Source organism: Crossiella sp. CA198, from assembly GCF_052078295.1.
GTDB lineage: Bacteria > Actinomycetota > Actinomycetes > Mycobacteriales > Pseudonocardiaceae > Crossiella.
In genome coordinates this window covers 87415-113864 of record NZ_JBQJIM010000029.1, presented here as the reverse complement: position 1 = coordinate 113864, position 26450 = coordinate 87415, and the positions used below count along the sequence as shown (strand labels likewise).

Annotated in this window: 22 protein-coding genes; 19 read left to right on the top strand and 3 right to left on the bottom strand. The window is 69.9% G+C overall.

Annotation, left to right across the window (positions count from 1 at the left end; genetic code table 11):
• Positions 1-100: 100 nt before the first annotated feature.
• Together ACTOWY_RS37610 and ACTOWY_RS37605 are read left to right on the top strand one after the other, a co-directional pair.
• Entirely contained in the window at positions 101-1675 is a 1575-nt protein-coding gene (locus ACTOWY_RS37610) for an acyl-CoA synthetase (RefSeq protein ID WP_441314348.1), read from the top strand.
• An 11-nt stretch (positions 1676-1686) separates the two neighbouring features.
• Complete coding sequence (locus ACTOWY_RS37605) at positions 1687-2151, top strand: pyridoxamine 5'-phosphate oxidase family protein (RefSeq protein WP_441314347.1); 465 nt, start codon at positions 1687-1689, stop codon at positions 2149-2151.
• A 341-nt stretch (positions 2152-2492) separates the two neighbouring features.
• On the opposite strand, the gene ACTOWY_RS37600 is transcribed toward ACTOWY_RS37605, so the two are convergent.
• Positions 2493-3284, bottom strand: a complete 792-nt coding sequence (locus tag ACTOWY_RS37600) for a crotonase/enoyl-CoA hydratase family protein (RefSeq protein WP_441314346.1) — start codon at positions 3282-3284, stop codon at positions 2493-2495.
• A gap of 62 nt (positions 3285-3346) precedes the next feature.
• On the opposite strand from ACTOWY_RS37600, the gene ACTOWY_RS37595 reads away from it, so the two are divergent.
• The 3 genes from ACTOWY_RS37595 to ACTOWY_RS37585 all read left to right on the top strand — a co-directional run bounded on the left by ACTOWY_RS37595 (position 3347) and on the right by ACTOWY_RS37585 (position 9838).
• Positions 3347-4945 carry an acyl-CoA synthetase gene (locus ACTOWY_RS37595; RefSeq protein ID WP_441314345.1) on the top strand — a complete coding sequence of 533 codons (1599 nt, stop codon included), beginning with the start codon at positions 3347-3349 and terminating at the stop codon, positions 4943-4945.
• Entirely contained in the window at positions 4926-6023 is a 1098-nt protein-coding gene (locus ACTOWY_RS37590; protein ID WP_441314344.1) for an NAD(P)H-dependent flavin oxidoreductase, read from the top strand. Before ACTOWY_RS37595 ends, ACTOWY_RS37590 begins: the two co-directional genes overlap by 20 nt.
• Before the next feature lie 104 nt (positions 6024-6127).
• Positions 6128-9838 (top strand): glycoside hydrolase family 2 TIM barrel-domain containing protein, encoded by a 3711-nt coding sequence (locus tag ACTOWY_RS37585; RefSeq protein WP_441314343.1) that lies wholly within the window; start codon positions 6128-6130, stop codon positions 9836-9838.
• Here the strand turns inward: ACTOWY_RS37585 and ACTOWY_RS37580 are convergent.
• Together ACTOWY_RS37580 and ACTOWY_RS37575 are read right to left on the bottom strand one after the other, a co-directional pair.
• A complete protein-coding gene (locus tag ACTOWY_RS37580) occupies positions 9835-10917 on the bottom strand; it encodes an acyl-CoA dehydrogenase family protein (RefSeq protein ID WP_441314342.1) in 1083 nt (360 codons plus the stop codon). The two genes, ACTOWY_RS37585 and ACTOWY_RS37580, sit on opposite strands and share 4 nt — an antisense overlap.
• Positions 10918-11009: 92 nt before the next feature.
• Positions 11010-12188 (bottom strand): acyl-CoA dehydrogenase family protein, encoded by a 1179-nt coding sequence (locus tag ACTOWY_RS37575; RefSeq protein ID WP_441314341.1) that lies wholly within the window; start codon positions 12186-12188, stop codon positions 11010-11012.
• 159 nt (positions 12189-12347) lie between these two features.
• Here ACTOWY_RS37575 and ACTOWY_RS37570 point away from each other — a divergent pair, with 159 nt between their 5' ends.
• The 14 genes from ACTOWY_RS37570 (at position 12348) to ACTOWY_RS37505 (ending at position 26427) form a co-directional block, all read left to right on the top strand.
• The gene (locus ACTOWY_RS37570) at positions 12348-13430 is read left to right on the top strand and encodes a Zn-dependent alcohol dehydrogenase (protein ID WP_441314340.1); all 1083 of its coding nucleotides are present in this window, start codon (positions 12348-12350) and stop codon (positions 13428-13430) included.
• Positions 13431-13455: 25 nt separating this feature from the next.
• The gene (locus ACTOWY_RS37565; RefSeq protein ID WP_441314352.1) at positions 13456-14349 is read left to right on the top strand and encodes a 3-oxoacyl-ACP reductase; all 894 of its coding nucleotides are present in this window, start codon (positions 13456-13458) and stop codon (positions 14347-14349) included.
• A gap of 21 nt (positions 14350-14370) precedes the next feature.
• Complete coding sequence (locus ACTOWY_RS37560) at positions 14371-15882, top strand: aldehyde dehydrogenase family protein (protein WP_441314339.1); 1512 nt, start codon at positions 14371-14373, stop codon at positions 15880-15882.
• A complete protein-coding gene (locus ACTOWY_RS37555) occupies positions 15879-16643 on the top strand; it encodes a glucose 1-dehydrogenase (RefSeq protein ID WP_441314338.1) in 765 nt (254 codons plus the stop codon). Before ACTOWY_RS37560 ends, ACTOWY_RS37555 begins: the two co-directional genes overlap by 4 nt.
• Positions 16640-17434, top strand: coding sequence for an MlaE family ABC transporter permease (locus tag ACTOWY_RS37550; RefSeq protein ID WP_441314337.1), 795 nt, complete (start codon positions 16640-16642; stop codon positions 17432-17434). Before ACTOWY_RS37555 ends, ACTOWY_RS37550 begins: the two co-directional genes overlap by 4 nt.
• Before the next feature lie 13 nt (positions 17435-17447).
• Positions 17448-18266 carry an MlaE family ABC transporter permease gene (locus ACTOWY_RS37545; protein WP_374205804.1) on the top strand — a complete coding sequence of 273 codons (819 nt, stop codon included), beginning with the start codon at positions 17448-17450 and terminating at the stop codon, positions 18264-18266.
• On the top strand, positions 18263-19534 hold the full coding sequence (locus tag ACTOWY_RS37540) for an MCE family protein (protein WP_441314336.1): 1272 nt from the start codon (positions 18263-18265) through the stop codon (positions 19532-19534). The genes ACTOWY_RS37545 and ACTOWY_RS37540 overlap by 4 nt, the downstream gene beginning before the upstream one ends.
• Entirely contained in the window at positions 19531-20568 is a 1038-nt protein-coding gene (locus tag ACTOWY_RS37535) for an MCE family protein (protein ID WP_441314335.1), read from the top strand. Before ACTOWY_RS37540 ends, ACTOWY_RS37535 begins: the two co-directional genes overlap by 4 nt.
• Positions 20565-21581, top strand: coding sequence for an MCE family protein (locus ACTOWY_RS37530; protein ID WP_441314334.1), 1017 nt, complete (start codon positions 20565-20567; stop codon positions 21579-21581). The genes ACTOWY_RS37535 and ACTOWY_RS37530 overlap by 4 nt, the downstream gene beginning before the upstream one ends.
• Positions 21578-22744 (top strand): MCE family protein, encoded by a 1167-nt coding sequence (locus ACTOWY_RS37525; RefSeq protein WP_441314333.1) that lies wholly within the window; start codon positions 21578-21580, stop codon positions 22742-22744. The genes ACTOWY_RS37530 and ACTOWY_RS37525 overlap by 4 nt, the downstream gene beginning before the upstream one ends.
• 83 nt (positions 22745-22827) lie before the next feature.
• Entirely contained in the window at positions 22828-23973 is a 1146-nt protein-coding gene (locus ACTOWY_RS37520) for an MCE family protein (protein ID WP_441314332.1), read from the top strand.
• A complete protein-coding gene (locus ACTOWY_RS37515) occupies positions 23970-25199 on the top strand; it encodes an MCE family protein (protein WP_441314331.1) in 1230 nt (409 codons plus the stop codon). Before ACTOWY_RS37520 ends, ACTOWY_RS37515 begins: the two co-directional genes overlap by 4 nt.
• Positions 25196-25690 carry a hypothetical protein gene (locus tag ACTOWY_RS37510; protein WP_441314330.1) on the top strand — a complete coding sequence of 165 codons (495 nt, stop codon included), beginning with the start codon at positions 25196-25198 and terminating at the stop codon, positions 25688-25690. The genes ACTOWY_RS37515 and ACTOWY_RS37510 overlap by 4 nt, the downstream gene beginning before the upstream one ends.
• Positions 25687-26427, top strand: coding sequence for a hypothetical protein (locus tag ACTOWY_RS37505; protein ID WP_441314329.1), 741 nt, complete (start codon positions 25687-25689; stop codon positions 26425-26427). The genes ACTOWY_RS37510 and ACTOWY_RS37505 overlap by 4 nt, the downstream gene beginning before the upstream one ends.
• The last annotated feature ends 23 nt before the right edge of the window (positions 26428-26450 follow it).

Sequence of the window (26450 nt, the reverse complement as noted above, 5' to 3'; positions counted from 1 at the left end):
CTTCCGAGATGGCGAGCCTCCGGCTGAAACCTCCGGGGACGCCGTCTCATTTCAGTCCTCGCAGGACAAGCGAGCAGAGCGTTCCCCGGAGGTCCCGGCCATGAATGAAGGTAGCCCTATCAGCGAGCCGACCGGACTGTGGCAGATCGCGGCGGCGTACCCGGACCGGATCGCGGTGGTCGAACCGGACGGGACGCAGGTGAGCTACGGCGAACTCGCCCGGCGGGCCAACCGCTACGGCCGGGGCTTCCAGGCGCTGGGGCTGCGGCCCGAGGACACCGTGGTCGCGCTGCTGCCCAACTCCGCCGACCTGCTCGCGGTGTTCTTCGCCGCCCTGCAGACCGGGCTGTACTTCGTGCCGGTGAACTGGCACCTGGTCGGCCCGGAGATCAACTACATCATCGGGGACAGCGGGGCCAAGGCCTTCGTCGCGCACGAACGCTTCACCGAGGCGGCCCAGGCCGCGGTCTCGGGCGCCGCGGTGCCTGCGGAGGCGCGGTTCGCGGTCGGGAAGATCGACGGGTTCCGGCCGCTGACCGAACTGGGTGAAAATGAACCTCCCTACCGACCGGACGGTAGGGTGCTAGGTTCGCCGATGCTGTACACCTCCGGCACCACCGGCCGGCCGAAAGGCGTGCGGCGGCCGCTCACCGGAGAGCCGGTGGACGAGATCCCGGCCCGCAACCGGCTGTTCTTCGCCCTGTTCGACCTCAAGCCGCACGACGGGCACGTGCACCTGTGCGGTTCGCCGCTCTACCACGCCGCGGTGCTCAGTTTCGGCGTCGTCTCGGTGCTCTACGGGCACCCGGTGGTGCTGATGGACGGCTGGGACGCCGAGGAGTCGCTGCGGCTGATCGAACGGCACCGGATCACGCACAGCCACGTGGTGCCCACCCAGTTCAACCGCCTGCTCACGCTGCCCGAACAGACCCGGCGACGCTACGACCTGTCCTCGCTGCGCAAGATCGTGCACGGGGCCGCGCCCTGCCCGACGGAGACCAAACGCCGGATGATCGAGTGGCTGGGGCCGGTGATCATGGAGTACTACGCGGCCACCGAGGGCGGCGGCGCGGTGATCGACTCCGCCCAGTGGCTGGCCAGACCCGGTTCGGTCGGCCTGCCCTGGCTGGGTTCGCAGGTCAGGGTGCTTGACGAGGAAGGTACCGACCGACCGGTAGGCGAGCCTGGACTGGTGTATCTGCAGGCCGGGGCGGTGACCACGTTCGAGTACCACGGGGATCCGGAGAAGACGAAGGCCAACCGGGTCGGCGAGCTGTTCACCATGGGCGACATCGGCTACCTGGACGCCGACGGCTACCTGTTTCTGTGCGACCGGCGCAACGACATGATCATCTCCGGCGGGGTGAACATCTACCCGGCCGAGATCGAGGGCGAGCTGGCGGTGCACCCGAAGGTGGCGGACGTGGCGGTGTTCGGCATCCCACACCCGGACTGGGGCGAGGAGGTCAAGGCGGTGGTCCAGCCCGCCGACGGGGTGGTCGCGGACGCCGCGCTCACCGAGGAGCTGCTCGCCTACGCCGGCACCCGGCTGGCCCGGTTCAAGCTGCCGCGCAGCATCGACTACCTCGACTCGCTGCCCAGGGATCCCAACGGCAAGCTGTACAAGCGCAGGCTGCGCGAACCGTACTGGGCGGGCAGCGCACGCAACATCTGAGAGGGAGCCGCATGAGTCGCCGCGACCAGATCACCATGTCCCCGGCCGAGGTGGAGGACTTCCTCGCCGAGCACCGCACGCTGGTGGTGGCCAGCCTCGGCCCGACCGGCCACCCGCACGTGGTGCCGATGTGGTTCGCCCTGCTGGACGGGGAGATCGTGTTCTGGACCTACGCCTCCTCACAGAAGGTGCTCAACCTGCGCCGGGACCCGCGGCTGAGCTGCCTGGTGGAGGCAGGGGACAGCTACGAGAAGCTGCGCGGGGTGTCCATGGAGGGCACCGCGCAGGTGGAGACCGATCCGGCGGCCGTGCTGCGGGTGGGGACGGCGATCCTCACCCGCTACGGCGGCGGCCCGGTGGACGAGGCCGCGCAGGAGCACATCGCCCGGCAGGCGGTGAAACGAGTCGCGATCACCTTCCACCGCAGCCGCATCGCCAGCTGGGACCACCGCAAACTCGGCGCAGGCGTCTACTGACCCACAACAGCCAACCCACCACCAACTCCGGCCAACTCACCGCCAACTTCGGCCAACTCGCCGCCAACTACGGCCAACCCACCGTCCACAACGGCCAACACACCGTACGAGAACGGCCAACACGCCGGGCCCGAAGGGCATGCCGCGTGTTGGCCGAAATGGACGGTGTGTTGGCCGAAGTTGTACGCCGGGTTGGCCGTTGTGGGACGGCTCGGGTGGCGAATTCGCCCTGGCGTGCCGATCTTCCGGCGAGTTGGGCCAACTGGTACGCCGGTTTTGCCCAAGCGGGCGTACCAGTTGGCCCAAGTGGGGCGGGGGATCGGCGGAGCTGGTGGGGTGGGTTACTCGCCGCGGAACTGGGGTGGGCGTTTTTCCTTGAAGGCGCGTGGGCCCTCGCGGGCGTCCGCGCTGGCGAAGACCGCGGCGCCCAGTTTCGCCTCCAGCTGGAACGCCTCGTCCTCCGGCAACCCCTCGGTCTCCCGGATCGTGCGCAGGATCGCTTGCACGGCCAGGGGCCCGTTCGCCGCGATCCGGCCAGCCAGTTCCAGGGCCTTGTCCAGGGCCTGGCCGTCCGGGACGACGTGGCCGATCAGGCCGATCTCCTTGGCCTCGGCCGCGCTGAGGTGCCTGCCGGTCAGCAACAGGTCCGCGGCCAGGGTGTACGGGATCTGCCTCGGTAGCCGGACCGCGCTGCCCCCCAACGGGAACAGGCCCCACCGCGCCTCGGACACGCCGAACCGCGCGCTCTCCCCGGCCACCCGGATGTCGGTTGCCTGCAGGATCTCGGTGCCACCCGCGATCGCCGGGCCTTCCACGGCGGCCAGCAACGGTTTGCTGAGTCGGCGGCCTTTCAGCAGCGCGGGGATCACCGCCAGGTCGAAGCCCGCGCGGAACTGTTCGCTCGGGTGGGACTGGGTCATCGCCTTGAGGTCCGCGCCCGCGCAGAAGGCGCCGCCCGCGCCGGTCAGCACGCAGGCGCGGATGGACGGGTTGGCGTCCACCTCGTCCCAGGCCTCGCGCATGATCGACAGCATCGGGCCGGACAGGGCGTTGCGGGCCTCCGGGCGGTTGAGCGTCACCACGAGCACGGCGTCTCGTTGTTCCACCAGGCAATGCGGAGCGTCAGCGGGCATGGAGCCGTTCTCCTCTCCATGGGCTATTGCCGAATAACAATAACACGTTCTACTTTCGAAGCGTGGCCGTCAACATCGCGGATCTCGTCGAACATGCCGTCGATCTCGTGCCCGAGCGTGTCGCCGTGATCTGTGGCGACCGTCAGGTCAGCTACGCGGAGCTGGAGGAGCGATCGAACAGACTCGCCCACCACCTGCGAAAAAACGGGGTCGTACCCGGTTCGCATATCGGGGTGCACTCGCGTAACTCCATCGAGGCGGTGGAGGCGATGATCGCCGCGTACAAACTGCGCGCGGTCGCGATCAACATCAACTACCGCTATCTCAAGAACGAGTTGCAGTACCTGTTCGGCAACGCCGACCTGGTCGCGCTGATCCACGAGCAGCGGCACAGCGAGGTGGTCGCCGAAGTGCTGCCGCACGTCCCCGGCCTGCGGCACACCGTGGTCATCCCGGACGAGTCCGGCCAGGAGTTCACCGGCGTGGCCTACCCGGACGCGCTCGCCGACGGCGCCCCGGACCGCGACTTCGCCGAACGCAGCCCCGACGATCACTACATCCTCTACACCGGCGGCACCACCGGCCATCCCAAGGGCGTGGTGTGGCGGCACGAAGACATCTGGCGGGTGCTCGGCGGTGGCATCGACTTCTTCAGCGGCGCCCGCCTGCCCGACGAATGGCACCAATGCCGCGCCGGCAAGGATTTCGCGCTGATCCGGCTGCCGGTGGCGCCGCTCATCCACGGCGCCGCCCAGTGGGCCACCTTCCAGAGTCTGTTCGGCGGCGGCACCGTGGTCCTGGTGCCGCACTTCGACGCGGACGAGGTGTGGCAGGCGATCGGCCGGCACCGGGTCAACGTGCTCACCATCGTCGGCGACGCCATGGCCCGCCCGCTCATCGAGGCATACCATCGCGGCGGCTACGACGCCTCCTCGCTGTACGCGGTCTCCAGCAGCGCCGCGCTGTTCTCGCCCAGTGTCAAGGAACAGTACGTCGCCGCGCTGCCCAACATCATGCTCACCGACACGATCGGCTCCTCCGAGACCGGGTTCAGCGGCATCGGCGTGATCGGCCGCGACGGGCAGCCCAAGGACGGCCCCCGGGTCAAGGTGGACGCGGACACCGTGGTGATCGGTGAGGACGGAAAGCCTGTCGCCCCAGGGGCTGTGGGCAGGCTGGCGCGGTCGGGGCACGTGCCGTTGGGCTATTACAAGGATCCGGTCAAGACCGCGACCATGCTCACCGAGATCGACGGCCGCCGCTACGCCATCCCCGGCGACTACGCCAGGGTCGAGGCCGACGGCACGGTCACCTTGCTGGGCAGGGGAAACACCAGCATCAACACCGCGGGCGAGAAGGTCTATCCGGAGGAGGTCGAGGGCGCGCTCAAGTCCCATCCGGACGTCTTCGACGCCCTAGTCGTCGGCATCCCGGACGACCGGCTCGGCCGCCGGGTGGCCGCGCTGGTGCAACCCAGACCCGGTGCCACCCCGAGCTTTGCCGCGCTGGACGAGCACGTGCGCGGCCTGATCGCCGGGTACAAGGTGCCGCGCAGCCTGTGGCTGGTCACCGAGATCGGCCGCACCGCCAGCGGGAAACCGGATTACCGCTGGGCACAACGCTATGTCGAGGAGCACCGGGATGCGAACGTCGCTGTGTGAGACCCTGGGCATCGAGTACCCGGTGCTCGGTTTCACCCCGTCCGAACAGGTCGCCGCCGCGATCAGCCGGGCAGGCGGACTCGGCGTGCTCGGCTGCGTGCGCTACAACCGGGCCGAGGACCTGGACGCCGCCCTGGACTGGATGGACGCCAACACCGAAGGCAAACCCTACGGCGTGGACATCGTCATGCCCGCCGCGGCGCCGAAAGAGGGCACCGCGGTCGACCTGGACGCGCTGATCCCCCTGGCACACAGGGAGTTCGTGCACCGCACCCTCGCCCAGCTCGGCGTCCCCGAGACCGCCGAGACCGAACCCGGCGGCGTGCTCGGCTGGCTGCACTCGGTGGCCCGGTCCCATGTGGACGTTGCCCTCGGGCACCCGATCCGGTTGATCGCCAACGCGCTCGGCCCGCCGCCCATCGACGTGATCGACCGCGCGCACCAGCACGACGTCCTGGTCGCCGCACTGGCCGGCCGGGCCGAGCACGCGGTCCGGCACGTCTACGGCGGGGTGGACATCGTGGTCTCCCAAGGCTATGAGGCGGGCGGGCACACCGGAGAGATCGCCACCATGGTGCTGCTGCCCGAGATCGTGGACGCCGTCGGCGCCCGGGTCCCGGTGCTCGCCGCGGGCGGCATCGGCTCCGGCCGCCAGGCCGCCGCGGCCATCGCCCTTGGCGCGCAAGGGGTCTGGATGGGTTCCTACTGGCTCACCAGCACCGAGTACACCCTCGGCGGCCCGAACTCGGCCACCCAGCGCGCCCTCCTGGCGGCCCGCTCCAGTGACACCGTGCGCTCCCGCATCTACACCGGCAAACCCGCCCGGCTGCTGCGCACCCGCTGGACCGAGGCCTGGTCCGCGCCGGACGCGCCCGAACCACTGCCGATGCCGTTGCAGAACCTCCTGGTCAGCCAGGCACACCAGCGGCTCGCCGCCTCCGATGACCCCGAGGTGGTGGCGATGCCGGTCGGACAGATCGTCGGCCGGATGAACCAGGTCCGCCCGGTGGCGCAGATCATGACCGAACTGGTCGCCGAATACCAGGAGACCGTGCGCAGGCTCGCCGAACTTGGCTGAAAGTCCACACCCGGCCAGCAAGTTCCCCCCGATCGGAGGTTGAGCCCGCACCGGCGGCCGCGCAGGCTCGCTGAGGACCGGGTGCCGATCGGGAGGATCGAACCGTGCGGGTGAGACATCGGGCCGTGCTTGCGACAACGTTGTCCGCGGCCCTGCTGGCCGGTGGGCAGCTGCCGATCGGCACGGCGCAACCAGCCTTGGACGTGTACTCCTACCTGGAGAATCCGCGGATCACCGGTGAGGGCCAGGAGCCGCACCACGCCGAACTGCGGCCCTACCCCGATCACGCCGCCGCGTTACGCGGGGACGAGCGCACGCCGTTCACGCAGAGCCTGGACGGTGACTGGAAGATCCAGATGGCCGAGCTGCCGGAGCAGGTGCCCGCCGGGTTCAGCGCCGCCGACTACGACGTGCGCGGCTGGCGTACCGTGCGGGTGCCGCACACCTGGCAGACCGACGGTCTGGACCACCCGATCTTCCGCAACATCGCCGAGGAGATCGTGCCGGACACCCCGCCCAAGGTGCCAAGGGACATCAACCCGACCGCGGCCTACGCCAAGGACTTCACCGTCCCCGACAACTTCGCCGACCGCCGCACCATGCTCCGCTTCGAGGGCACCACGTCCAGCTATTTCGTGTGGGTCAACGGAAAACGGGTCGGCTACGACCAGGGTGGCTACACCCCGGCCGAGTTCGACATCACCGACGCGCTGCGGCCGGGCAGCAACCGGCTGGCCGTGCAGGTGCACCGCTGGGCCGCCGGGGCCTACCTGGAGGACGTCGACCAGTGGCGCTTCGCCGGGATCTTCCGCTCGGTGTGGCTCTACTCCACCTCGGCCAGCTTCCTCCGCGATCTCACCGTGCACACCGACCTGGATGAGCACCACCGGGACGCGCGACTGGACGCCACCGTCGAACTCGCCCGCAAACCCGGTGGCAGCACCGGGAAACACCGGGTCAACGCGACCGTGCACGACGCGCGCGGCGGGGTGATCGCCACCGCCACCGGCGAGGCGGAGCTGACCGGCGAGACCGCCAGACTCACCCTGAGCACCCCGGTGACCAACCCGGCCAAGTGGACCGACGAGACCCCGAACCTGCACGCCCTGGTGCTCGAACTGCTTGGCCCGGACGGGAAAACCGTGCACACCACCAGGGAGACCATTGGCTTCCGCGAACTGTCCATCAAGGACAGACAGCTGCTGGTCAACGGCAAACAGGTGCTGTTCAAGGGCGTCAACCGGGCCGAGACCGACGCCCGGCACGGCAGGCACCAGCCGAGGGACAAGCAGCTCCAGGATGTGCGGCTGATGAAGCAGCTGCACGTGAACGCGGTCCGCACCTCGCACTACCCGTCCGATCCGCACTTCTACGACCTGGCCGACCAGCACGGGCTGTGGATCGACGACGAGGTGGACATCGAGACCCACTCCCGCGAGCACTGCCCGAGCAACTGCCTGGCGGACAAGCCGGAATGGCAGGACGCGTTCCTGGAACGGTTCGTGGCCATGGTGCAGCGGGACAAGAACCACCCCAGCGTGTTCATGTGGGACACCGGCAACGAGGCCGGGCTCGGCGCCGGCCACTACAAGATGGCCGAGTGGGCCAAGAAGAACGCGCCCGGCCGCCCGCTCTACCACCAGTCCAACCGGCCCGACGGCGACGCGCCGTACGCGGACGTATGGGGACCGCGATACCCGCATCCGGACGAGCACGCCAAACAGGGCCGGGACAGCACAAAACCGGTCATCATGGGCGAGTACGCGCACGCCCAGGGCAACAGCCTCGGCAACTTCCGCGAGTTCTGGGACGTCATCCGGGCCAATCCGGTGCTGCAGGGCGGGTTCATCTGGGACTGGGCCGAGCAGAACCTGAGCCTGCCGCTGAAACTCACCCCGGACCACTCACCCAACAAGATCACCGCCCACCTCAACGGGATGCCGGAACTGGTAGAGGGCAGGCGCGGCAAGGCGGTCAGCCTGTCCGGCCTGGACGATTTCGTCGAGGTCTACCGGGATCGCAAGCTCGACCTGACCGGTCCGCTCACCCTGGACGCCTGGGTGAAACCGGCCACCCAGTGGCGCGGCGACTTCACCGTGATCGCCAAGGGCGACCACCAGTTCGCGCTGAAGATGAAGGACCAGCGCACCCTGGAATTCTTCGTGTATTCCCAGGGTGATTGGCGGTTCGTGCACGCCACCGTGCCCGCCGACTTCTTCGGCAACTGGCACCGGGTCAGCGGCAGCTACGACGGAGCCATGCTGCGCCTCTACATCGACGGCCGGGAGGTCGGCCAGAAACCCTGGTCCGGTCCGGTGAACAACACCGCCGAGCAGGTCAACATCGGCCGCAACTCCGAACTGCACGAGGACCACAACGGCCGGATGGCGCACGGGCTGATCGACGACGCCCGGGTGTACGACCGGGCCCTGAGCGCGCAGGAGCTGGCCGCCGATCCGAGTGGCACCGCGGTGCTGGCGCTGGACTTCGACCGGACCGTGGACGCCGGCCGGTACGACTCCTTCGGCGCGCACCAGTCCGGCGCGGACGGCCTGGTGGACGCGGACCGGCGACTCCAGCCGGAAACCGCGCAACTGGCCTGGGCGCACCAGCCGCTGCGCTTCGCCTACGCCGACGGGAACCTGCGGATCAGCAACGAACAGCGGTTCGCGCCGATCGAGGGCGTGCGGCTGCACTGGCGGATCACCGAGGGCGGCAAGGACATCCGGCAGGGCGAGCAGCCGCTGCGGGTCGAACCCGACCAGACCGTGACCGTGCCGATCCCGGCCGTGGCCAACCCCGCCGACCGGGAGCGGTTCCTCACCGCGCGGGTGCTGCGACCCGGCGGTGAACTGTTCGCCCACGACCAGTTCGGCGCGGGCGGCAAGGTGGTGCCCGGTTTCGCCCCGCCCCCGGCCACCGGACGACCCGTCATCGTGAACGGCTTCAACCAGGTCGTGGTACACGGCAACGGGTTCCGGTACGTGGTGGACAAGCGCACCGGCACGCTCAGCTCGATGCGGGCCGGCGAGGTCGAACTGCTCAAGCAGGGCCCTCGGCTCAACGCCTGGCGCGCGCCGATCGACAACGAGGCGGTGGACTGGGGCCAGGCCGAGGCGCCGCTGTGGCGGGCCGCCGGACTGGACCGGCTGAGCACCAAGGTCGATTCGGTCGCGGTGGAGGGAAATACGGTGGTGGTGCGCAGCACGGTGGCCGCCCCCGATGTCGCCGACGCCTCCTTCGGTCAGACCGTGCGGTACACAGGGGACGGTGCGGGCACCATCTCGCTCGGCCACGAGGTGCGCCCGGCCGGCCGGATGCGCACCCTGCCGTATCTGCCGCGGATCGGGTTCAGTCTCGGCGTGCCAGCGGAGTTCCAGCGGTTCGCCTGGTACGGACGGCAGCTTGAGAGCTACAACGACCGGCGCGAAGGCAGTCCGATCGGCGTCTGGCAGTCCACCGTGGACGCCGAACAGCGCGGGTACGGAAAACCGCAGGACCACGGCAACCGGACGGACTCCCGGTGGGCGCTGCTCACCGACGGGCGCACCGGCGGACTGCTGATCAGCGGGGTCAACGACGTCAGCGTGAGCAGCTACGACGACACCGACCGGGCCGAGTACCCGTTCCAGCTGAAGAAGAACCCGGGCTGGACCACGCTCAGCGCCGCCTACGCCGCCAGCGGGGTCGGCGACACCCCGAACAACATCCGGGCCAAGTACAAGGTCCGGGCCGATATCGACTACAGCTACGGCATGATCCTGCGCCCGCTCAACCGCACCGAGATCAGCACCGGCCTGCCCGCCGGGAGTTAGGGACGGTGGACCAGGGCGGCGCCCAGCGCACGCAGGTGCGCGGTGGCGCCGCCCAGGGCGAACTCGGCGTGTTTGGCGGCCACGAAGTAGCGCTGCAGCCGGTGGTCCAGGTCGATGCCGACGCCGCCGTGCACGTGCACCGCGGTGTGCGCCACCCGGTGCCCGGCGTCGGCGGCCCAGAACTTGGCCGTGGCCAGGGCCTCCGAACTGGGCAGGCCCTCGCTGACCCGCCAGGCCGCTTGCCACAGGGTGAGCCGGATGCCCTGCACGTCCACGTAGGCGTCGGCCAGCCGCTGCGCCACGGCCTGGAACTGGCCGATCGGGCGGCCGAACTGCACCCGCTCGCGGGCGTACCCGGCGGTCAGTTCCAGGGCCCGTTCGGTGATGCCGAGCTGTAGCGCGCACCAGCCGAGCACGGCCCTGGTGTGCAGGAACTCCACCGCCGCCGGGTCCAGGACCCGGTCCGCGGGCAGGGGAGTGGCGCTCAGCTCCAGCTGTGCCGTGCCTGCCCCGTCCACGGTCTCCTGCCGCCGCACCGACACCCGTGGGTCTTCTGGGGTCACCAGGAACACCCGCGGCCCGTCGGGGGTGTCCGCGGGGACCAGGAACGCCGCGGCGATCCCGCCTGCGGGTACCGCGGTCTTGGTGCCGGTGAGCAGCCAGCCGTCGCCGGTGGGTTCGGCGGTGCTGGCGGTCTCGTCGGTGAGGGCGGCGGTCAGCACCGTCTCCCCGGCCAGCGCGCCCGGCAGCCAGCGGTCCCGCGCGATCGACCCGCCGAACTCGGCGATGGCCGAGGCGGCCAGCACGGTGGAGGCCAGGTACGGCACCGGCGCGACCGCCCGGCCCAGCGCGACCAGCACCGAGCACTGCTCCAGCACGCCGTACCCGGATCCGCCCAAGGCTTCCGGAATCCCGGCCCCGAGCAGCCCCGACGCCCCAAGCATATTCCACAGTGGACGGTCGAACCGGTCTGGACCGGACTCGGCGGCCCGCAGCCGCTCCTGGGTGACCTGGTCGGCCAGGATCTCACCGGCCACAGTGGACAGTGCGTCCTGCGCCTCGGTCATGCTGAAGTCCACGATCTCTCCAGTTCTCGTATACCGAGTTGGCCAAAGTCGTACGCCGCGTTGGCCCAACTGGTACGCCGAGTTGGGCCAACTCGGCGGGCGGGTTAGCGGCGGATGGGGAGGCCGAGGGCGGTGGCGGCGATGATGTCGCGTTGCACCTCGTTGGTGCCGCCGCCGAAGGTCAGGATCAGGCAGGACCGGTGCAGTCGCTCGATCTTGCCGTGCAGCGCGGCCCCTGGCGCGCCCGCGCGCAGGGTGGCGGCCGGGCCGAGCACCTCCATCAGCAGCCGGTAGGCCTCGGTGGCCAGTTCGGTGCCGTAGACCTTGGTGGCCGAGGCGTCCGCCGGGGTGGGGGTGTGCGCCGCGCCCCAGGCGATCCGCCAGTTCAGCAGCTTCAGGTACTCCACCTTCGCGTGCACCCTGGCCAGGTGGATCTGCACCCACTCCTGGTCGGCCACTCGCGAGCCGTCGGGCAGTTTGGTCGCCTTCGCCCAGTCCAGGACCTCCTGCAGGGCGTTGCGGATCGGCGCGGCCGAGGTGAGTGCGACGCGTTCGTGGTTGAGCTGGTTGGTGATCAGCGGCCAGCCCTTGTTCACCTCACCCACCAGCGCCCCGGCCGGGACCCGGACCTCGCTGTAGTAGGTGGCGCTGGTGCCCGGCCCGGCCATGGTGCGCACCGGCGTCCAGGAGAACCCGGGCGCGTCGGTGGGCACGATCAGCATGCTGAGACCCTTGTGTTTGGGCGCCTCCGGATCGGTGCGGCAGGCCAGCCACACGTAGTCGGCGTACTGGATCAGGCTGGTCCACATCTTCTGTCCGTTGATCACCCACTCGTCGCCGTCGAGCACCGCCCTGGTGCGCAGTGAGGCCAGGTCGGTGCCCGCCTCCGGCTCGGAGTAGCCGATGGCGAAGTGCAGTTCACCGGCGGCGATCCGGGGCAGGAAGAAGGACTTCTGCTGGTCCGTGCCGAAGCGCATGATCGTCGGGGCCACGCTGTTGAGGGTCAGGAACGGCACCGGCGCGCCCGCGGTGGCCGCCTCGTCGGTGAAGATCAGCTGATCCAGCAGCGGGCGTTCCTGACCGCCGTACTCGCGTGGCCAGCCCAGCGCGAGCCAGCCGTCCCGGCCCATCTGCCGCACCACCTCCAGATAGGTGGCGCGGTCGCCGTAGTCGCCGCCGCCGGCGTACAGCGCCGCGCGCCGCTCCGGGGTCATCAGCTCGGCGAAGTACGCCCGCAAGTCCGCGCGCAACTGCTGCTGTTCCCGCGTGAAGGCGATCCGCATGGGTCAATACTAGAACACGTTCTTTCGAATCCGGAACGTGTACTTGAGTCGTCCACCCCGGTACACCTGTGCCACTCAGTTGGCCCTTGCTCGGATCGAGAACACATTCTAGTGTCGGTCCCCATCCGAGGGCACACTACTCGTCGAGGAGTGGATTCGGTGAAGGCTGCCGTGCTGAACCAGGTTGGCGACGACCGGCTGGAGCTGCGGACCGATGTGGCCACGGTCCCGCCCGGCCCCTTCGACGTGCGGGTGGCGGTGCGCGCCTCCGGCATCTGCCACAGTGATCTGCACGCTATGGACGGCACCCTGCCCGCGCTGGCGCCGGGTGTGCTCGGCCATGAGGGCGCGGGCGAGGTGGTGGAGATCGGCTCGGCGGTCACCGATCTGGCGGTGGGTGACCACGTGCTGATCACCTTCGTGCCACCCTGCCTGCGCTGCAAGTCCTGTCTGCGCGGCCAGTCGCACCTGTGCGCGGTGTACGCGATCGAGTCCTTCATGAAGCCCCGCTTCACCAAGGGCGAGCAGCCGCTGTTCGGCTTCGCCGGTTGCGGCACCTTCGCCGAGGAGCTGGTGGTGCCGCAGCCCGCGGCGATCAAGGTGCCCGAGGACGTGCCGTTCGAGATCGCCGCGCTGATCGGTTGCGGCGTGCTCACCGGCGCGGGCGCGGTGCTCAACACGGCCGCGGTGCAACCCGGTTCGACCGTGGTGGTGATCGGCTGCGGCGGGGTCGGCGTGTCCACGTTGCAGGGCGCGCGGATCGCCGGGGCGAGCACGATCATCGCGGTGGATCCGGTGCGGGACAAGCACGAGGCCGCGCTCAAGTTCGGCGCCACGCACACCGCCACCCCCGAGGAACTTCCCGGCCTGCTGCCCGAGCTGACCGGCGGTGAGGGCGCGGACTACGCGTTCGAGGTGGTCGGCCTGCCCGCCACCATCCGCTCCGCCTGGGACTCCGCCCGCCGCGGCGGCACCGTGGTGGTGGTCGGCGCCGGCCGGGCCGAGGCCCAGGTCAGCTTCTCCGCCCAGGAACTCTTCCTGCACGAGAAGCGGTTGCTGGGCTCCTTCTACGGCTCGGCCGACGTCCGCCGCGACTCGGCCAAGATGATCGACTTCTGGCGGGCCGGGCAGCTCGACCTGGACGGCATGATCAGCCGCAGGCTGCCCCTGGCCGAGATCAACGACGGCCTGGACACCCTGCGCGGCGGCAAGGTGATCCGGCAGATCGTGACCTTCGACTAGGCGGGTGTCGCTTGTGGACGATGGGCTGAGCCTGTCCGGCAAGGTCGCCGTGGTGACCGGCGCCGGCGCCGGACTCGGGCGCGCGGAAGCGCTGGCACTGGCTACGGCCGGGGCGAGTGTGGTGCTCAACGACCTGCCCGGCGCGGCCGAGCAGACCGCCGAGCTGATCAAGGAGGCCGGTGGCGCGGTCACCGTGGTGGCCGGGGACATCGCCGAGCGGGCCACCGCGGACGCGTTGCTGGCCGCGGCGCTGGCCGAGTTCGGCGGCCTGCACGTGGTGGTCAACAACGCCGGCGTGCTGCGCGACCGGATGCTGTTCAACCTCTCCGACGAGGACTGGGACCTGGTGGTCCGGGTGCACCTGCGCGGGCACTTCCTGTTGTCCCGCAACGCCAGCGCGTACTGGCGGCAGCAGGCCAAGTACACCGACGGCCCGGTATACGGCCGGATCGTGAACACCGCCTCGGAGTCCTTCCTGCTCGGCTCGCCCGGCCAGGCCAACTACGCCGCGGCCAAGGCGGGCATCGCCGCCCTGACCGTGTCCACCGCCAGGGCGCTGGCGCAGTACGGGGTGCGCGCCAACGCGATCTGCCCGCGCGCCCGCACCGGCATGACCCGGCACGTCTTCGGCGAAGCTCCCGCCGAGGGCCTGGATCCCCTTGACCCACACCACGTCGCGCCCTTCGTCGCCTACCTCGCCGCGCCCGCCGCCGAGACGATCAACGGCCAGGTATTCGTGGTGCACGGCGGCATGGTCGCCCTGCTCGCCCCGCCCACGGTGGAACAGCGGTTCGTCAGCACCGGGGACACCTGGAGCCTGGCCGAGCTGGACGCCACCGTCGGCGACTACTTCACCGGCCGCCCGGCCGGGCGCACCTTCGCCTGCACCGAGCTGAACGCGTTGCAGGCCCGCCCCTGATCCGCCAGCGAAGGAGTAGCCATGCCGCTCACCGTGTTGCCGCACCGGGACACCGCGGGCCTGTCCGATGGTCTGCTGCTGGTCGACGGGAAGTGGCGGGCGGCGGCCGACGGCGAACTCTGGCGGCACCGGCATCCGGCCACCGGCGAGGAGATCGGCGGCTTCGCGGTGGCCACCGTGTCCGATGTGGACGAAGCCGTGCGCACCGCCCGCCGCGCCTTCGACGACGGCCCGTGGCCCAGAGCCCGTGCCGGGGAACGCATCCGCACCCTGCACCGCTACAGCAACCTGCTGCGCGAGCACACCGCCGAGCTGCAGGCGTTGCAGGCACTGGACAACAGCGTGCCGCTGTCCTTCGGCGGGATCTACACCACCTCGGTGGGCGCGGCCGCGGACGTCTTCGACCACCACGCCGGCTGGATCGACAAGCTCGGCGGGGACACCCTGCCGCCGTACCAGGGCGGTGATCACCTGGCCATGACCTTCCGCGAACCGGTGGGCGTGGTCGCCGCGATCCTGCCCTGGAACGCGCCGTTCCTGCTGTTCGCGCAGAAACTCGCGCCCGCGCTGGCCGCCGGATGCACGGTGGTGGTCAAACCCTCCGAATACGCCACCTTCTCCGTGCTGCGCATGGTGGAACTGCTCGCCGAGGCCGGATTGCCCGACGGCGTGGTCAGCGTGGTCACCGGCCCCGGCGCCACGGTGGGCGAGGCGCTGATCACCCACCCCGCGGTGGACAAGATCAGCTTCACCGGCAGTCGCGCGGTCGGCAGACGGATCATCGAAGCCTCCGCCAGTACGTTCAAACGGGTTTCCCTGGAACTGGGCGGAAAGAGCCCCAGCCTGGTGTTCCCGGACGCGCCCAACATCGGCCTGGCCGGGATGACCTCGATGGGCACCGTCACCATGGGCCTGTCCGGCCAGGCGTGTGTGGCGCACAGCCGGGCCCTGGTGCACCGCGACGTGTACGAGGAGTTCCTGGCCGCCGCACAAATGATGGCCGGGGTGATCACCTACGGCGACCCGTTCGACGCTGGCACCCTGGCCAGCCCGCTGATCAACGAACGCCAGCTGGAGCGGGTACTCGGCTACATCAACCGGGGCCAGGAGGAAGGCGCCCGGCTGGTCACCGGCGGGTCCAAAGTGGAGGGTGAACTCAGCACCGGCCACTTCGTGCAGCCCACCATCTTCGCCGACGTGGACAACGGCATGGCCATCGCTCAGGAGGAGATCTTCGGTCCGGTGCTCGTGGTGGTGCCGTTCACCGATGAGGACGAGGCGATCCGGCTGGCCAATGACACCGAGTACGGCCTGGGCGCCGGGATCTACACCGCGGACAGCCAGCGCGCCTTCCGGGTCGCCCGCAAGCTGCGCGCCGGAACCATTGGCATCAACGGGTTCACCGTCGAACCGCACCTGCCCTTCGGCGGGTTCAAGCAGTCCGGGCTGGGCCGCGAGGGCGGGCGCAGCGCGTATGAGGCCTACACCGAACTGAAAACCGTGCTGCTACCGCTGACCGAGGAGCTGATGTGAGGCTGGACGGCAAGGTCGCCCTGATCACCGGCGCGGCCCGCGGACTCGGCGAGGCCGTGGCCCGCCGATTCCTGCGCGAGGGGGCCAGGGTGGTGCTGGCCGACATCGCCGACGACACCGGCCACCGGCTCGCCGAGGAACTCGGGCCCAGCGCCCGCTACCGGCACCTGGACGTCGGATCCGAGGACGACTGGGCCGGGGTGGTCGCCGAGACCGTCACCGATCTGGGCCGCCTAGATGTGCTGGTCAACAACGCCGCGGTGCTGCACTTCGCGCCGCTGGCGCAGACCACCCTGGCCGACTACGAGCGGGTCATCCGGGTCAACCAGATCGGCTGCTTCCTCGGCATGCGCGCGGTGATCCCGGTGATGACCGAGGCCCGCGCCGGATCCATCGTCAACGTGTCCTCTGTGGAGGGTCTGGCCGGGATGCCGACCCTGTCCGCCTACACCGCGAGCAAATTCGCCATCCGCGGCATGACCAAGGTGGCCGCCCTGGAACTGGCCGCGCAGGGCGTACGGGTCAACTCGGTGCACCCCGGCGCGATGGACACCCAGATGGCCGGCGAGGCACTGGGCGGCATCGAACTGGACCGCGCCGCCATGGGCAAACTGGTGCCGATGAAGCGGATCGGCCAGCCCGAAGAGGTGGCCAACGTGGTGCTGTTCCTGGCCAGCGACGAAAGCTCCTACTGCTCCGGCGGCGAGTTCGCCGCGGACGGCGGCGCCACCGCGACGCACGCGTTCGGGTCGGTCGGATGACCGCTCCTCCCGCACGGCAAGGCGTGCCCGGCCTGGCGGCACTACGCCAGGTCGGGCGGATGAGCCTGCTGTCCTGGGAAGTGCTGGCCAGCCTGCCGCGCAGGCCGTTCCCCCTCGCGGAGTCGATCCGGCAGGCCTGGTTCTTCGCCAGCGTCACCATCCTGCCCACCGCGCTGGTCGCGATCCCCTTCGGCGCGGTCATCTCCCTGCAACTCGGCTCGCTCACCCAGCAGATCGGCGCCCAGTCCTTCACCGGCGCGGCAGGCGCCCTCGCCATCATCCAGCAGGCCAGCCCACTGATCACCGCGCTTCTCGTTGCCGGAGCAGGCGGTTCGGCGATGTGCGCGGACATCGGGGCCCGCACCATCCGCGAGGAAATCGACGCCCTAGAGGTGCTCGGAGTGTCCCCGGTGCACCGGCTGATCCTGCCCAGGGTGCTCGGCGCGATGCTGATCGCGGTGCTGCTCAACGGAGTCGTCAGCGTGGTCGGCGTGCTCGGCGGGTTCTTCTTCAACGTGATCCTGCAGGGCGGCACCCCCGGCGCCTACCTGTCCAGCTTCTCCGCACTGGCCCAGCTCTCCGACCTGTGGATCAGCGAGTTCAAGGCATTCCTCTACGGCTTCGTCGCGGGCATCGTGGCGGCCTACCGCGGCCTCAACCCCTCCGCCGGACCCAAAGGCGTCGGCGACGCGGTCAACCAGGCCGTGGTGATCACCTTCCTGCTGCTGTTCCTGATCAACATGGTGATCACCGGCGTCTACCTCCAGCTCGTCCCGGCGAAGGACGGGTGAGCCCGTGGCCGTGGTGGCGCGCAAGGTCCGATTACCCGTGCCGGGACTGGAGGCACTGGGCCGCCAGCTCTGGTTCTGCCTGCGCGCCCTCGCCCTCATCCCGCTGACCATTCGCCGCTACACCAGGGAAATCCTGCGGCTGCTCACCGAGGTCAGCTTCGGCAGCGGCGCCCTCGCCCTGATCGGCGGCACCCTCGGCGTGATGATCGGCATGACCGTGTTCACCGGCGCGGTCGTTGGCCTGCAAGGCTATTCCGCGCTCAACCAGCTCGGCACCTCCACCCTCACCGGGTTCATCTCCGCCTACTTCAACACCCGCGAGGTCGCCCCGCTCTCCGCCGGACTCGCGCTCTCGGCCACCGTCGGCTGCGGATTCACCGCCCAGCTGGGCGCGATGCGCATCTCCGAGGAGATCGACGCCCTGGAGGTCATGGGCGTGCGCAGCCTGCCCTACCTGGTGACCACCCGCATCCTGGCCGGACTCGGCGCGGTGATCCCGCTCTACGTGGTCGGCCTGCTCTGCTCCTACCTGGCCTCCCGGGTGGTCACCGTGCTCTTCTACGGCCAGTCGGCAGGCACCTATGACCACTACTTCGGCCTGTTCCTGCCGCCCGCCGACGTGCTGTGGTCCTTCCTCAAGGTCGTCGTGTTCGCCGTCGTGATCATCCTGGTGCACTGCTACTACGGCTACACCGCCAGCGGCGGACCGGCCGGAGTCGGTGTCGCGGTGGGCCGGGCGGTGCGCGCGGCGATCGTGGCCCAGATGTTCCTGGACCTCTTCCTCAGCCTGGCCATCTGGGGCTCCACCACCACCGTGCGGATCGCCGGATGAACGACCGCACCGCGCCACTGCGCTTCCAGCTGCTGGGACTGGTGTTCCTGCTGGTGGTCGCGCTGTTCGTGGCGGGCTCGATCGCGGTGTACCGCAAAGCTTTCACCCCGGTGGCCACGGTGCTGCTGGAGGTGGACCGGGCCGGTACGCAGTTGCGGGCGGGCGCGGATGTCAAGGTGCGCGGGCTGATCGTCGGCGAGGTCCGGGCCATCCGGGCCGGCCAGGACCGGGCGGTACTGGAACTGGCCCTGCAACCCGAGCGGATCCCGCTGATCCCGGCCGAGGTCACCGCCCGCCTGCTGCCCAAAACCCTCTTCGGCGAACGCTATGTGGCCCTGCAACCGCCGGAGCGGCGCAGTGGGAAGTCCCTTGTGGACGGTCAGACCATCGGCCTGGACCGTAGCCAGGCCGGGGTGGAGATCGAAGCGGTGCTCAACGACCTGCTGCCGGTGCTCACCGCGGTCCGCCCCGACCAGCTCGCCGCCACCCTCACCGCGATGGCCAACGCCTTGCGCGGCCGGGGAAAGCAACTCGGCGGCACCCTGATCCGGCTCGGCGACTACCTGGACGGCCTGGCCCCGGCACTGCCCGATCTGCGCGCCGACCTCAAGGCACTGGCCAAGGTCGCCGACACCTACACCACCGCCGCCCCCGACCTGCTCCAGGCTCTCGCCGACGCCACCACCACAACCCGGACCGTGCTCGACCAGCAGCACAACCTGCGGGCGCTGTTCGGCAACGTGACCCTGGCCGCCATCGACATCGAGGCGTTCCTGAAAGTCAACCGGGACAACCTGATCGCCCTGGTCGCCGAGGGCAGGCCGACCCTGGAGGTGCTGGCCAAGTACGCGCCCGAGTACCCCTGCCTGCTGGAACAACTCGTCGCGATGATCCCCAACACGGACAAGACCTTCGGCAAGGGCAGCAAGGAACCGCACATCGCCAAGTTCACCCTGGAGATCACCGCCAGCCGCGGCAAGTACCGGCCGGGCGTGGACGTGCCCAAGTACCTCGACCAACGCGGCCCGCGCTGTTACCCGCCCGCCAAACCACCCGGCCGGTTCCCGCAGTACCCGCCCGGCGGGCCGGTCCTGGACGGCTCCACGCATCCGGCCTCAGTGCCCTCGGTGGCCAACTCCCGGCCGGAACGCGAACTGATCAACGCGCTGGCCGCGCCGATCCTGGAGAAACCGGTGGCCGAGGTGCCGGAGTGGGCCGGACTGATGCTCGGACCGATGTTCCGGGGCACGGAGGTGACCCTGCGATGAACGTGCTCTCGCCACTGGCCAAACTCACCGTGTTCACCGCGGTGACCGTGACCCTGACCGCGTTGCTGGCACTCACCATCGCCAACTCCACCGGCGGCCCCAAATCCGGGTACGCGGCCAGGTTCACCGATGTCACCGGCCTCAACGTCGGCGACGAGGTCCGCATGTCCGGCGTCCGGCTCGGCAGCGTCACCGCGATCACCGTGGCAGATCAGAAACAGGCCAGGGTCGAGTTCGAAGTGGACAGTGCCACCCCGCTGCCCGCCGCGGTCACCCTGACCGTCAAGTACCGCAACCTGGTCGGCCAGCGCTACCTCGCCCTGGCCCTGGACAACGGCGACGTCCGGCAGAAACTGCCCTGGGGAGCGGAAATCCCACTCAGTCGCACCCGTCCCGCACTCAATCTCACCGTGCTGTTCAACGGTTTCCGCCCGCTGTTCCAGGCCCTCAACCCGGACCAGGTCAACAAACTCGCCGGCGAGATCATCCAGGTATTCCAGGGCGAGGGCGGCACCATCGAGAGCATCCTCGGCCACACCGCCTCACTCACCTCGGCCATCGCCGCCAAGGACAAGGTGATCGGCGAGGTCGTCGGCAACCTCAACACCGTCCTGGACACCGTCAACGGCCGCACCGGCGAACTCACCGGACTGCTCGACCAGCTGCAACGACTGGCCAGCGGCCTTGCCGCACAACGCCAGCCCATCGGCCAGGCCATCGCCGCCCTCGGCGAACTGACCCAGGTCACCGCCGGACTCCTGGACGCCGCCCGCCCCGCGCTCAAGGCCGATATCGGCGCCCTGGGCCAGATCGCCGGACAACTCGGCAACCGCAGCGACCTCCTGGAGAACTTCCTGGACCGCTTCCCGACCAAGGTCCGCTCCATCGCCAGAGTCGCCAGCTACGGCGGCTGGTTCAACTTCTTCGCCTGCCGCATCTCCGGCAAGGTCGGCGTCGGCGCCCTCGGCCTCACCGTGGACCTGCCACTGCTGCCCCTGGTGGGCACCCCGATGCCGGAACGGTGCAGCCAATGAGAAGGGTGAGCGCGAGCGCGCAGACCAGGATCGGCGCGATCACCGTCGTCGGCCTGCTGCTGGGCACCCTGGCCGCCTTCAACGCCGAGGACCTGCCGATCATCGGCGGCGGCACCACCTACACCGCCGAATTCGCCGAGGCCGGTGGCCTGCGCACCGGCAACGAGGTGCGGGTGGCCGGGGTCAAGGTGGGCCGGGTGACCACGATCAGCCTGGCGGGCAACAAGGTCCTGGTCGGCTTCCGGCTCAGCGACACCCGGCTCGGCGACCGGACCACCGCCGCCATCGAGATCAAGACCCTGCTCGGCGACAAGTACCTGTCCCTCATCCCCGACGGCGCCCAACCGCAACGCCCGAACGAACCCATCCCGCTGGCCCGCACCACCACCCCCTTCGACGTCACCGACGCGGTCAACCAACTCGGCGAAACAGTGTCTAAAGTGGACACTCGGCAATTGGCGGACAGCTTCCGGGTGCTCACCGACACCTTCCGCAACACACCCGACAAGACCAAGTCGGCCCTGGACGGCCTGTCCGCGTTGTCCCGCACCATCGCCAGCCGCGACGACCAGCTCGCCGCCTTGCTGGCCAACACCTCCCAGCTCAGCGGCACCCTGGCCGGCCGCGACGACCAGGTCCGGCGGCTGATCGCCGACGCCAGCCAGCTACTGGGCGAGCTGGACCGGCGCAAAGCCGCGATCAGCGCGTTACTGCGTGGCACCAAGGACCTCGCCGCGCAGCTCAAGGGCCTGGTCGCGGACAACCGGGCCCAACTCGGCCCGGCACTCAAGGAACTGGACAAGGTCACCGGGATCCTGCAACACAACCAGGACCAGCTCAGTGCCGGACTGCGTGACCTGGCCCCGTACGTGCGGCTGTTCAACAACACCATCGGCAACGGCCGCTGGTTCGACGGCTACTTCTGCGGCCTGGTCCCGCCCTACGCCAAGGTCGGCGTGTTCGAGATCAACGAGAACATCTGCACCCCGCCGCTCACCGGAGGTGGCCGATGACCCACCGCAGCACCACCGGCCGCAGCCTCACCAACCTCCTCGCCCTGGCCTGCGTCACCGCGTTGCTGCTCAGCGCCTCCCTGGTCTGGTTGCAGGGCGGCTCCGGCGGCTCGTCGATCACCGCGTTCTTCGCCCGCACGGTCGGGCTGTACCCGGGCTCGGAGGTGCGGGTGCTCGGCGTGCCGGTCGGGCGGGTGCGCGAGGTGACCCCCGAGGGCGAGCGGGTCCGGGTGCGGTTCGAGGTGGACCGCGGCATCCGGATCCCGGCCGAGGCCAAGGCCGTGGTGATCGCACCCAGCCTGGTCAGCGACCGCTACCTCCAGCTCACCCCCGCTTACGAGACCGGCCCCGAACTGGCCGGTGGCGCGGAAATCCCGTTGACCCGCACCGCGATCCCGGTCGAACTGGACGAACTGCTCGGCGACGTCGGCGAACTGAGCCGCGCGCTGGGACCCGACGGGGCGAACAAGAACGGCGCGCTCTCCGGCCTGCTGGACACCGCCGCGGCCAACCTCAAAGGCAACGGCGCCGCACTCAACGCCACCGTCAAGGACCTGGCCGCCGCCGCGGAAACCCTCAACCGCTCCCGCAAGGACCTCTTCACCACCGTCGACGGCCTGCGCCAGTTCACCGCCGCCCTGGTCGCCTCGGACGGCCAGCTCCGCGCCTTCAACAACCGGCTCGCCTCGGTCAGCGGCCACCTCGCCGCCGAACGCGAACAACTCGGCGCGGCCTTGCAAGGCTTGGCCGGGGCGATGATCGACGTCAAGGAGTTCATCACCGCCAACCAGGACCGGCTGAAGTCCACAGTGGACAAACTCGCCAGCGTCACCAAGGTCCTGGTCGACCAGCGCGCCGCACTCGCGGAGGTCCTGGACGTGGCACCGCTGGCCGCCACCAACTACCTCAACAGCTACGACGCCGCCTCCGGCACCTTCGCCGTACGCGGCGCGATCAACGAACTCACCTACCCACCGGTCCTGCTGCTGTGCCGAGTGATCCAGGCCGGAACCCCCAAACAGCTCCCGAAACTCCTCGGCGACGCCTGCGCCCAACTCGCCCCCCTCCTGGACGGCGTCCTCAAACTCCCCAGCCCAGCCGAAATCCTCGCCGCCCTCCAACAAGGCCGCCTCCCCAAACTCCCCCTCCTAGGCGGCCGCTAATGCCCCCCACCCGAGCGTTGGCCGTTCTCGTACGCCGACTTGGCCAAAGTCGTACGGCCCGTTGGCCCAACTGGGCGTACGAGTTGGCCCAACTCGTACGCGGGCGCTGGGTGCTGGCGCCGGTGGTGGTGCTGGCGGGGTGCACCGGGATGTACGGGGTGCCGCTGCCGGGCGGGGCGGACCTTGGTGACGCGCCGTACCGGATCACTGTGCGGTTCGCGGACGTGTTGGACCTGGTGCCGCAGGCCGGAGTCAAGGTGAATGACGTCGCGGTGGGACGGGTGGAGGAGATCAAGCTCGGCGCGGACTACGCGACCGCGGAGGTGCGGCTCGCGGTCAACGGGGCGGTGCGGTTGCCGGGCAACGCCCTCGCCCGGTTGCGGCAGTCGAGCTTGCTGGGGGAGAAGTTCGTCGAACTGGCCGCGCCCAAGGAACCCGAGGGACAGCTGGCCGAGGGCGCGGTGATCCCCCTGGACCGGACCAACCGCAGCACCGAGATCGAGGAGGTGCTGGGCGCACTGTCCCTGCTGCTCAACGGCGGCGGGATCGGGCAGCTGCGGACGATCACCACCGAACTGGACGCGGCACTGGCCGGGAACGAAGCCCGGTTGCGCGGCCTGCTGTCCACTGTGGACAAGGTGGTGGCGGATCTGGACGGGCAGCGGGTGGGCATCACCAGGGCCATCGACTCGATCAGCCGGCTGTCCACCACACTGGTCGCGCAACGGCACAACCTGACCACCGCGCTGGACCACCTGGCGCCGGGGCTCGCGGTGCTCAACACCCAGCGGGACCAGCTGGTGGAGATGCTGCGGGCACTGGACAAACTCGCGGTCACCGCCACCGACACCGTACGCCGCAGCTCGACCAACCTGATCGCCGACCTGAAGCTCCTCGAACCGGTGCTGCGCAAGATCGCCGAGGCCGGGGAGAACCTGCCCAAGTCCCTGGAGATCCTGGTGAGCTTCCCGTTCACCGACCAGACCCTGCACACCCTGCGCGGCGACTACGTCAACGCCGACGTCAAGCTGGACCTGGACCTCAGCTCCATCCTGGACAACCTCACCCGCTCCAACCAGCCCATCATCCAGCCGCCGGATCCGCGAAAACCCCCGGCTGAGCCGTTGCTGCCCGGCGCGCCTTCGGGGACGCCGAAGCCGCCGGAGCAACCGGGTCTGCTGGGCGGGCTCGGCGGGTTGCTGCACACGATCCTGGGTGGTCGGCGATGAGCCGGGGCGTGATCATCCGAATTGGACTGTTCCTGGCCATCGCGGCGATCGGACTCAGCTACGTGGGCGCCCGGTACGCGGGACTGGACCGGCTGTTCGGCGCCCGCGGGTACCTGGTCACGGTGCGGCTGGCCGATTCCGGGGGGATCTTCACCAATGCCGAGGTCACCTATCGCGGGGTCGCGGTGGGGCGGGTCGGGCAGCTGCACCTGACCGAGCGCGGGCTGGAGGTCGAGCTGGACATCGAACACTCCGCGCCGCGCATCCCGGCGGACACCGAGGCGGTGGTGGCCACCCGGTCCGCGGTGGGGGAGCAGTACGTGGACCTGCGGCCCAAGCACACCAGCGGGCCCTACCTGGCCGAAGGGTCGGTGATCGAGCAGCAGCGCACCACCATTCCGGCCGAGGTGTCCTCGGTGCTGGCCGATGCGCACCGCCTGGTCAAGAGCGTGCCGGTGGACTCGCTGCGGACGGTGGTCGGCGAGTTGAACACGGCCTTCGCAGACGCCGGGCCGGACCTGCAACGGTTGCTGGACAGCGCGGACAGCCTCACCCGGACCGCGATCCAGCACCTGCCGCAGACCAAGGAGTTGCTGGCCAACGCCAAGACCGTGCTGGGCACGCAGGAGGAGCAGAGCAGGCAGATCCTGGACTACAGCCGGAGTCTGCGGGAACTGGCCGATCAGCTGCGGCGATCGGACCCGGATCTGCGGGTGCTGGCCAAGGAGGTGCCGGAGGTCGCGGCGCGGACCGATGATCTGCTGCGGCGGTCCGGGACCGGGCTGTCGGTGCTGCTGGCGAACCTGTTGACCACCAGCCGGATCACCAGTGCGCGGACCGCGGGGCTGGAGCAGTTGCTGGTGGCGTTTCCGGTGATCACCGCGACCTCGCCGACCGCCTCCGGGGATGGCACCGGGCATTTGGGACTGGTGCTGAACTTCTTCGACCCGTTCAGTTGCACCAAGGGCTATGAGGGCACCAAACAGCGGCCGGGCAAGGAGACCACGGACGCGGCGTTGAACAACAAGGCGTACTGCGCGGAGCCGCCGAACAGTCCGACCGGGGTGCGCGGATCGCAGAACGCGCCATTCGGTGGACGGCCCGCGGTGTCGCCACCGGCCAGGCAGCAGCAGGCGGATCCGCGGTTACCCGGGCCGCTGGGATTGCTCGGACCACAGCCGGGGCCGCGGACATTGGGGCAGTTGCTGGGGTTGGAGGGCCGATGAGATCAGTCCTTTGTGGACTTGTCGCGGTGGCGTTGCTCGCGGCGGGCTGGTTCGGCTGGGGCTGGTGGGCGGCGAGCGGGGATCCGGATCTGCGGCAGGCCGTGGAGCGGGACGCCGCCCTGTCCGCCGGGCAGCGGGCCGTGGTGGAGCTGAACACCCTGGATCACCGGGATGTGGAGGCTGGACTGGCGCGCTGGCGGGAGGTGGCCACCGGGACGTTGCTGGAGGAGCTGGCGCAGAACCGGGAGCAGCACGCCAGGGACATCAAGACGGCCCGCACCGCGACCACGGCGAAACTGCTGTCGGCTGCACTGACCACTGTGGACGGTCACGCGGGGGCGGCGCGGCTGATCGCGGCGGTGGAGGTGACGGTGGCCAGGGACGGGGCACAGCCGAGCACCCAGCGCAGCCGGTTGTCGGCGGAACTGACCCGGACCGCGGCGGGATGGCGGGTGGGGCGGTTGCAGACGATGGGGGTGGGTGGGCCGTGACGCGCGGGCGCGGGGTGCAGAAGCCGGTGCGGCGGGTGCGGGTGGTGGCCGGGCGGCATCCAAAGCCGGTGACCTCGGAGGTGGCCGCCGAGCCGGAGGTCACCCCGCCTGCCCCGAGCCTGCCCGAGACCGCGTTGCCGGTGGCGGTGGAGATCGCCCCGGCAGAGGTCGAACCGCCATTGCCAGCCCCAGCGGAGACCAAGCCAGAATCCGGCGAACCGTCGGCGGAGGCTTCGGTGAAGCGGACGTTTCCGCTGGTGCCGGTACTGAGCGCGGTGCTGGTGGTCGCCATCGGGTTCGCGATCTGGGCCGCGGTCGCCACGCAGTCGCTGCGGCCGGGCGGGAATGTCGCGCTGGTCGACAATGCGACCACGGATGTGGTGCTGCGGCAGGTCACCGACGCGGTGCGGGACACCTTCAGCTACGACCACGCCGACACCGGCCGCACCGAACAGGCCGCCGCCCGGGTGCTCGACGGCCGCGCCATTGAGCAGTACCGCGAGCTGTTCGCCGAGGTCCGCAAGGTCGCCCCGGCGCAGAAACTGGTGCTCACCACCACCATCCGGGCGGCGGGTGTGCGGGAGATCCAGGGCGACACCGCCACCGTGCTGGTCTTCGTCGATCAGCAGATGCTGCGGACCGGCGACAACGTGCAGAACTCCGGGGCGGCGCAGCTGGAGGTCACCGCGCGGCGGGACGGCCCGAACTGGCGGATCGTCGAGCTGAAGGTGCTCTGACTGGCCAACGCGTAACCGATGGG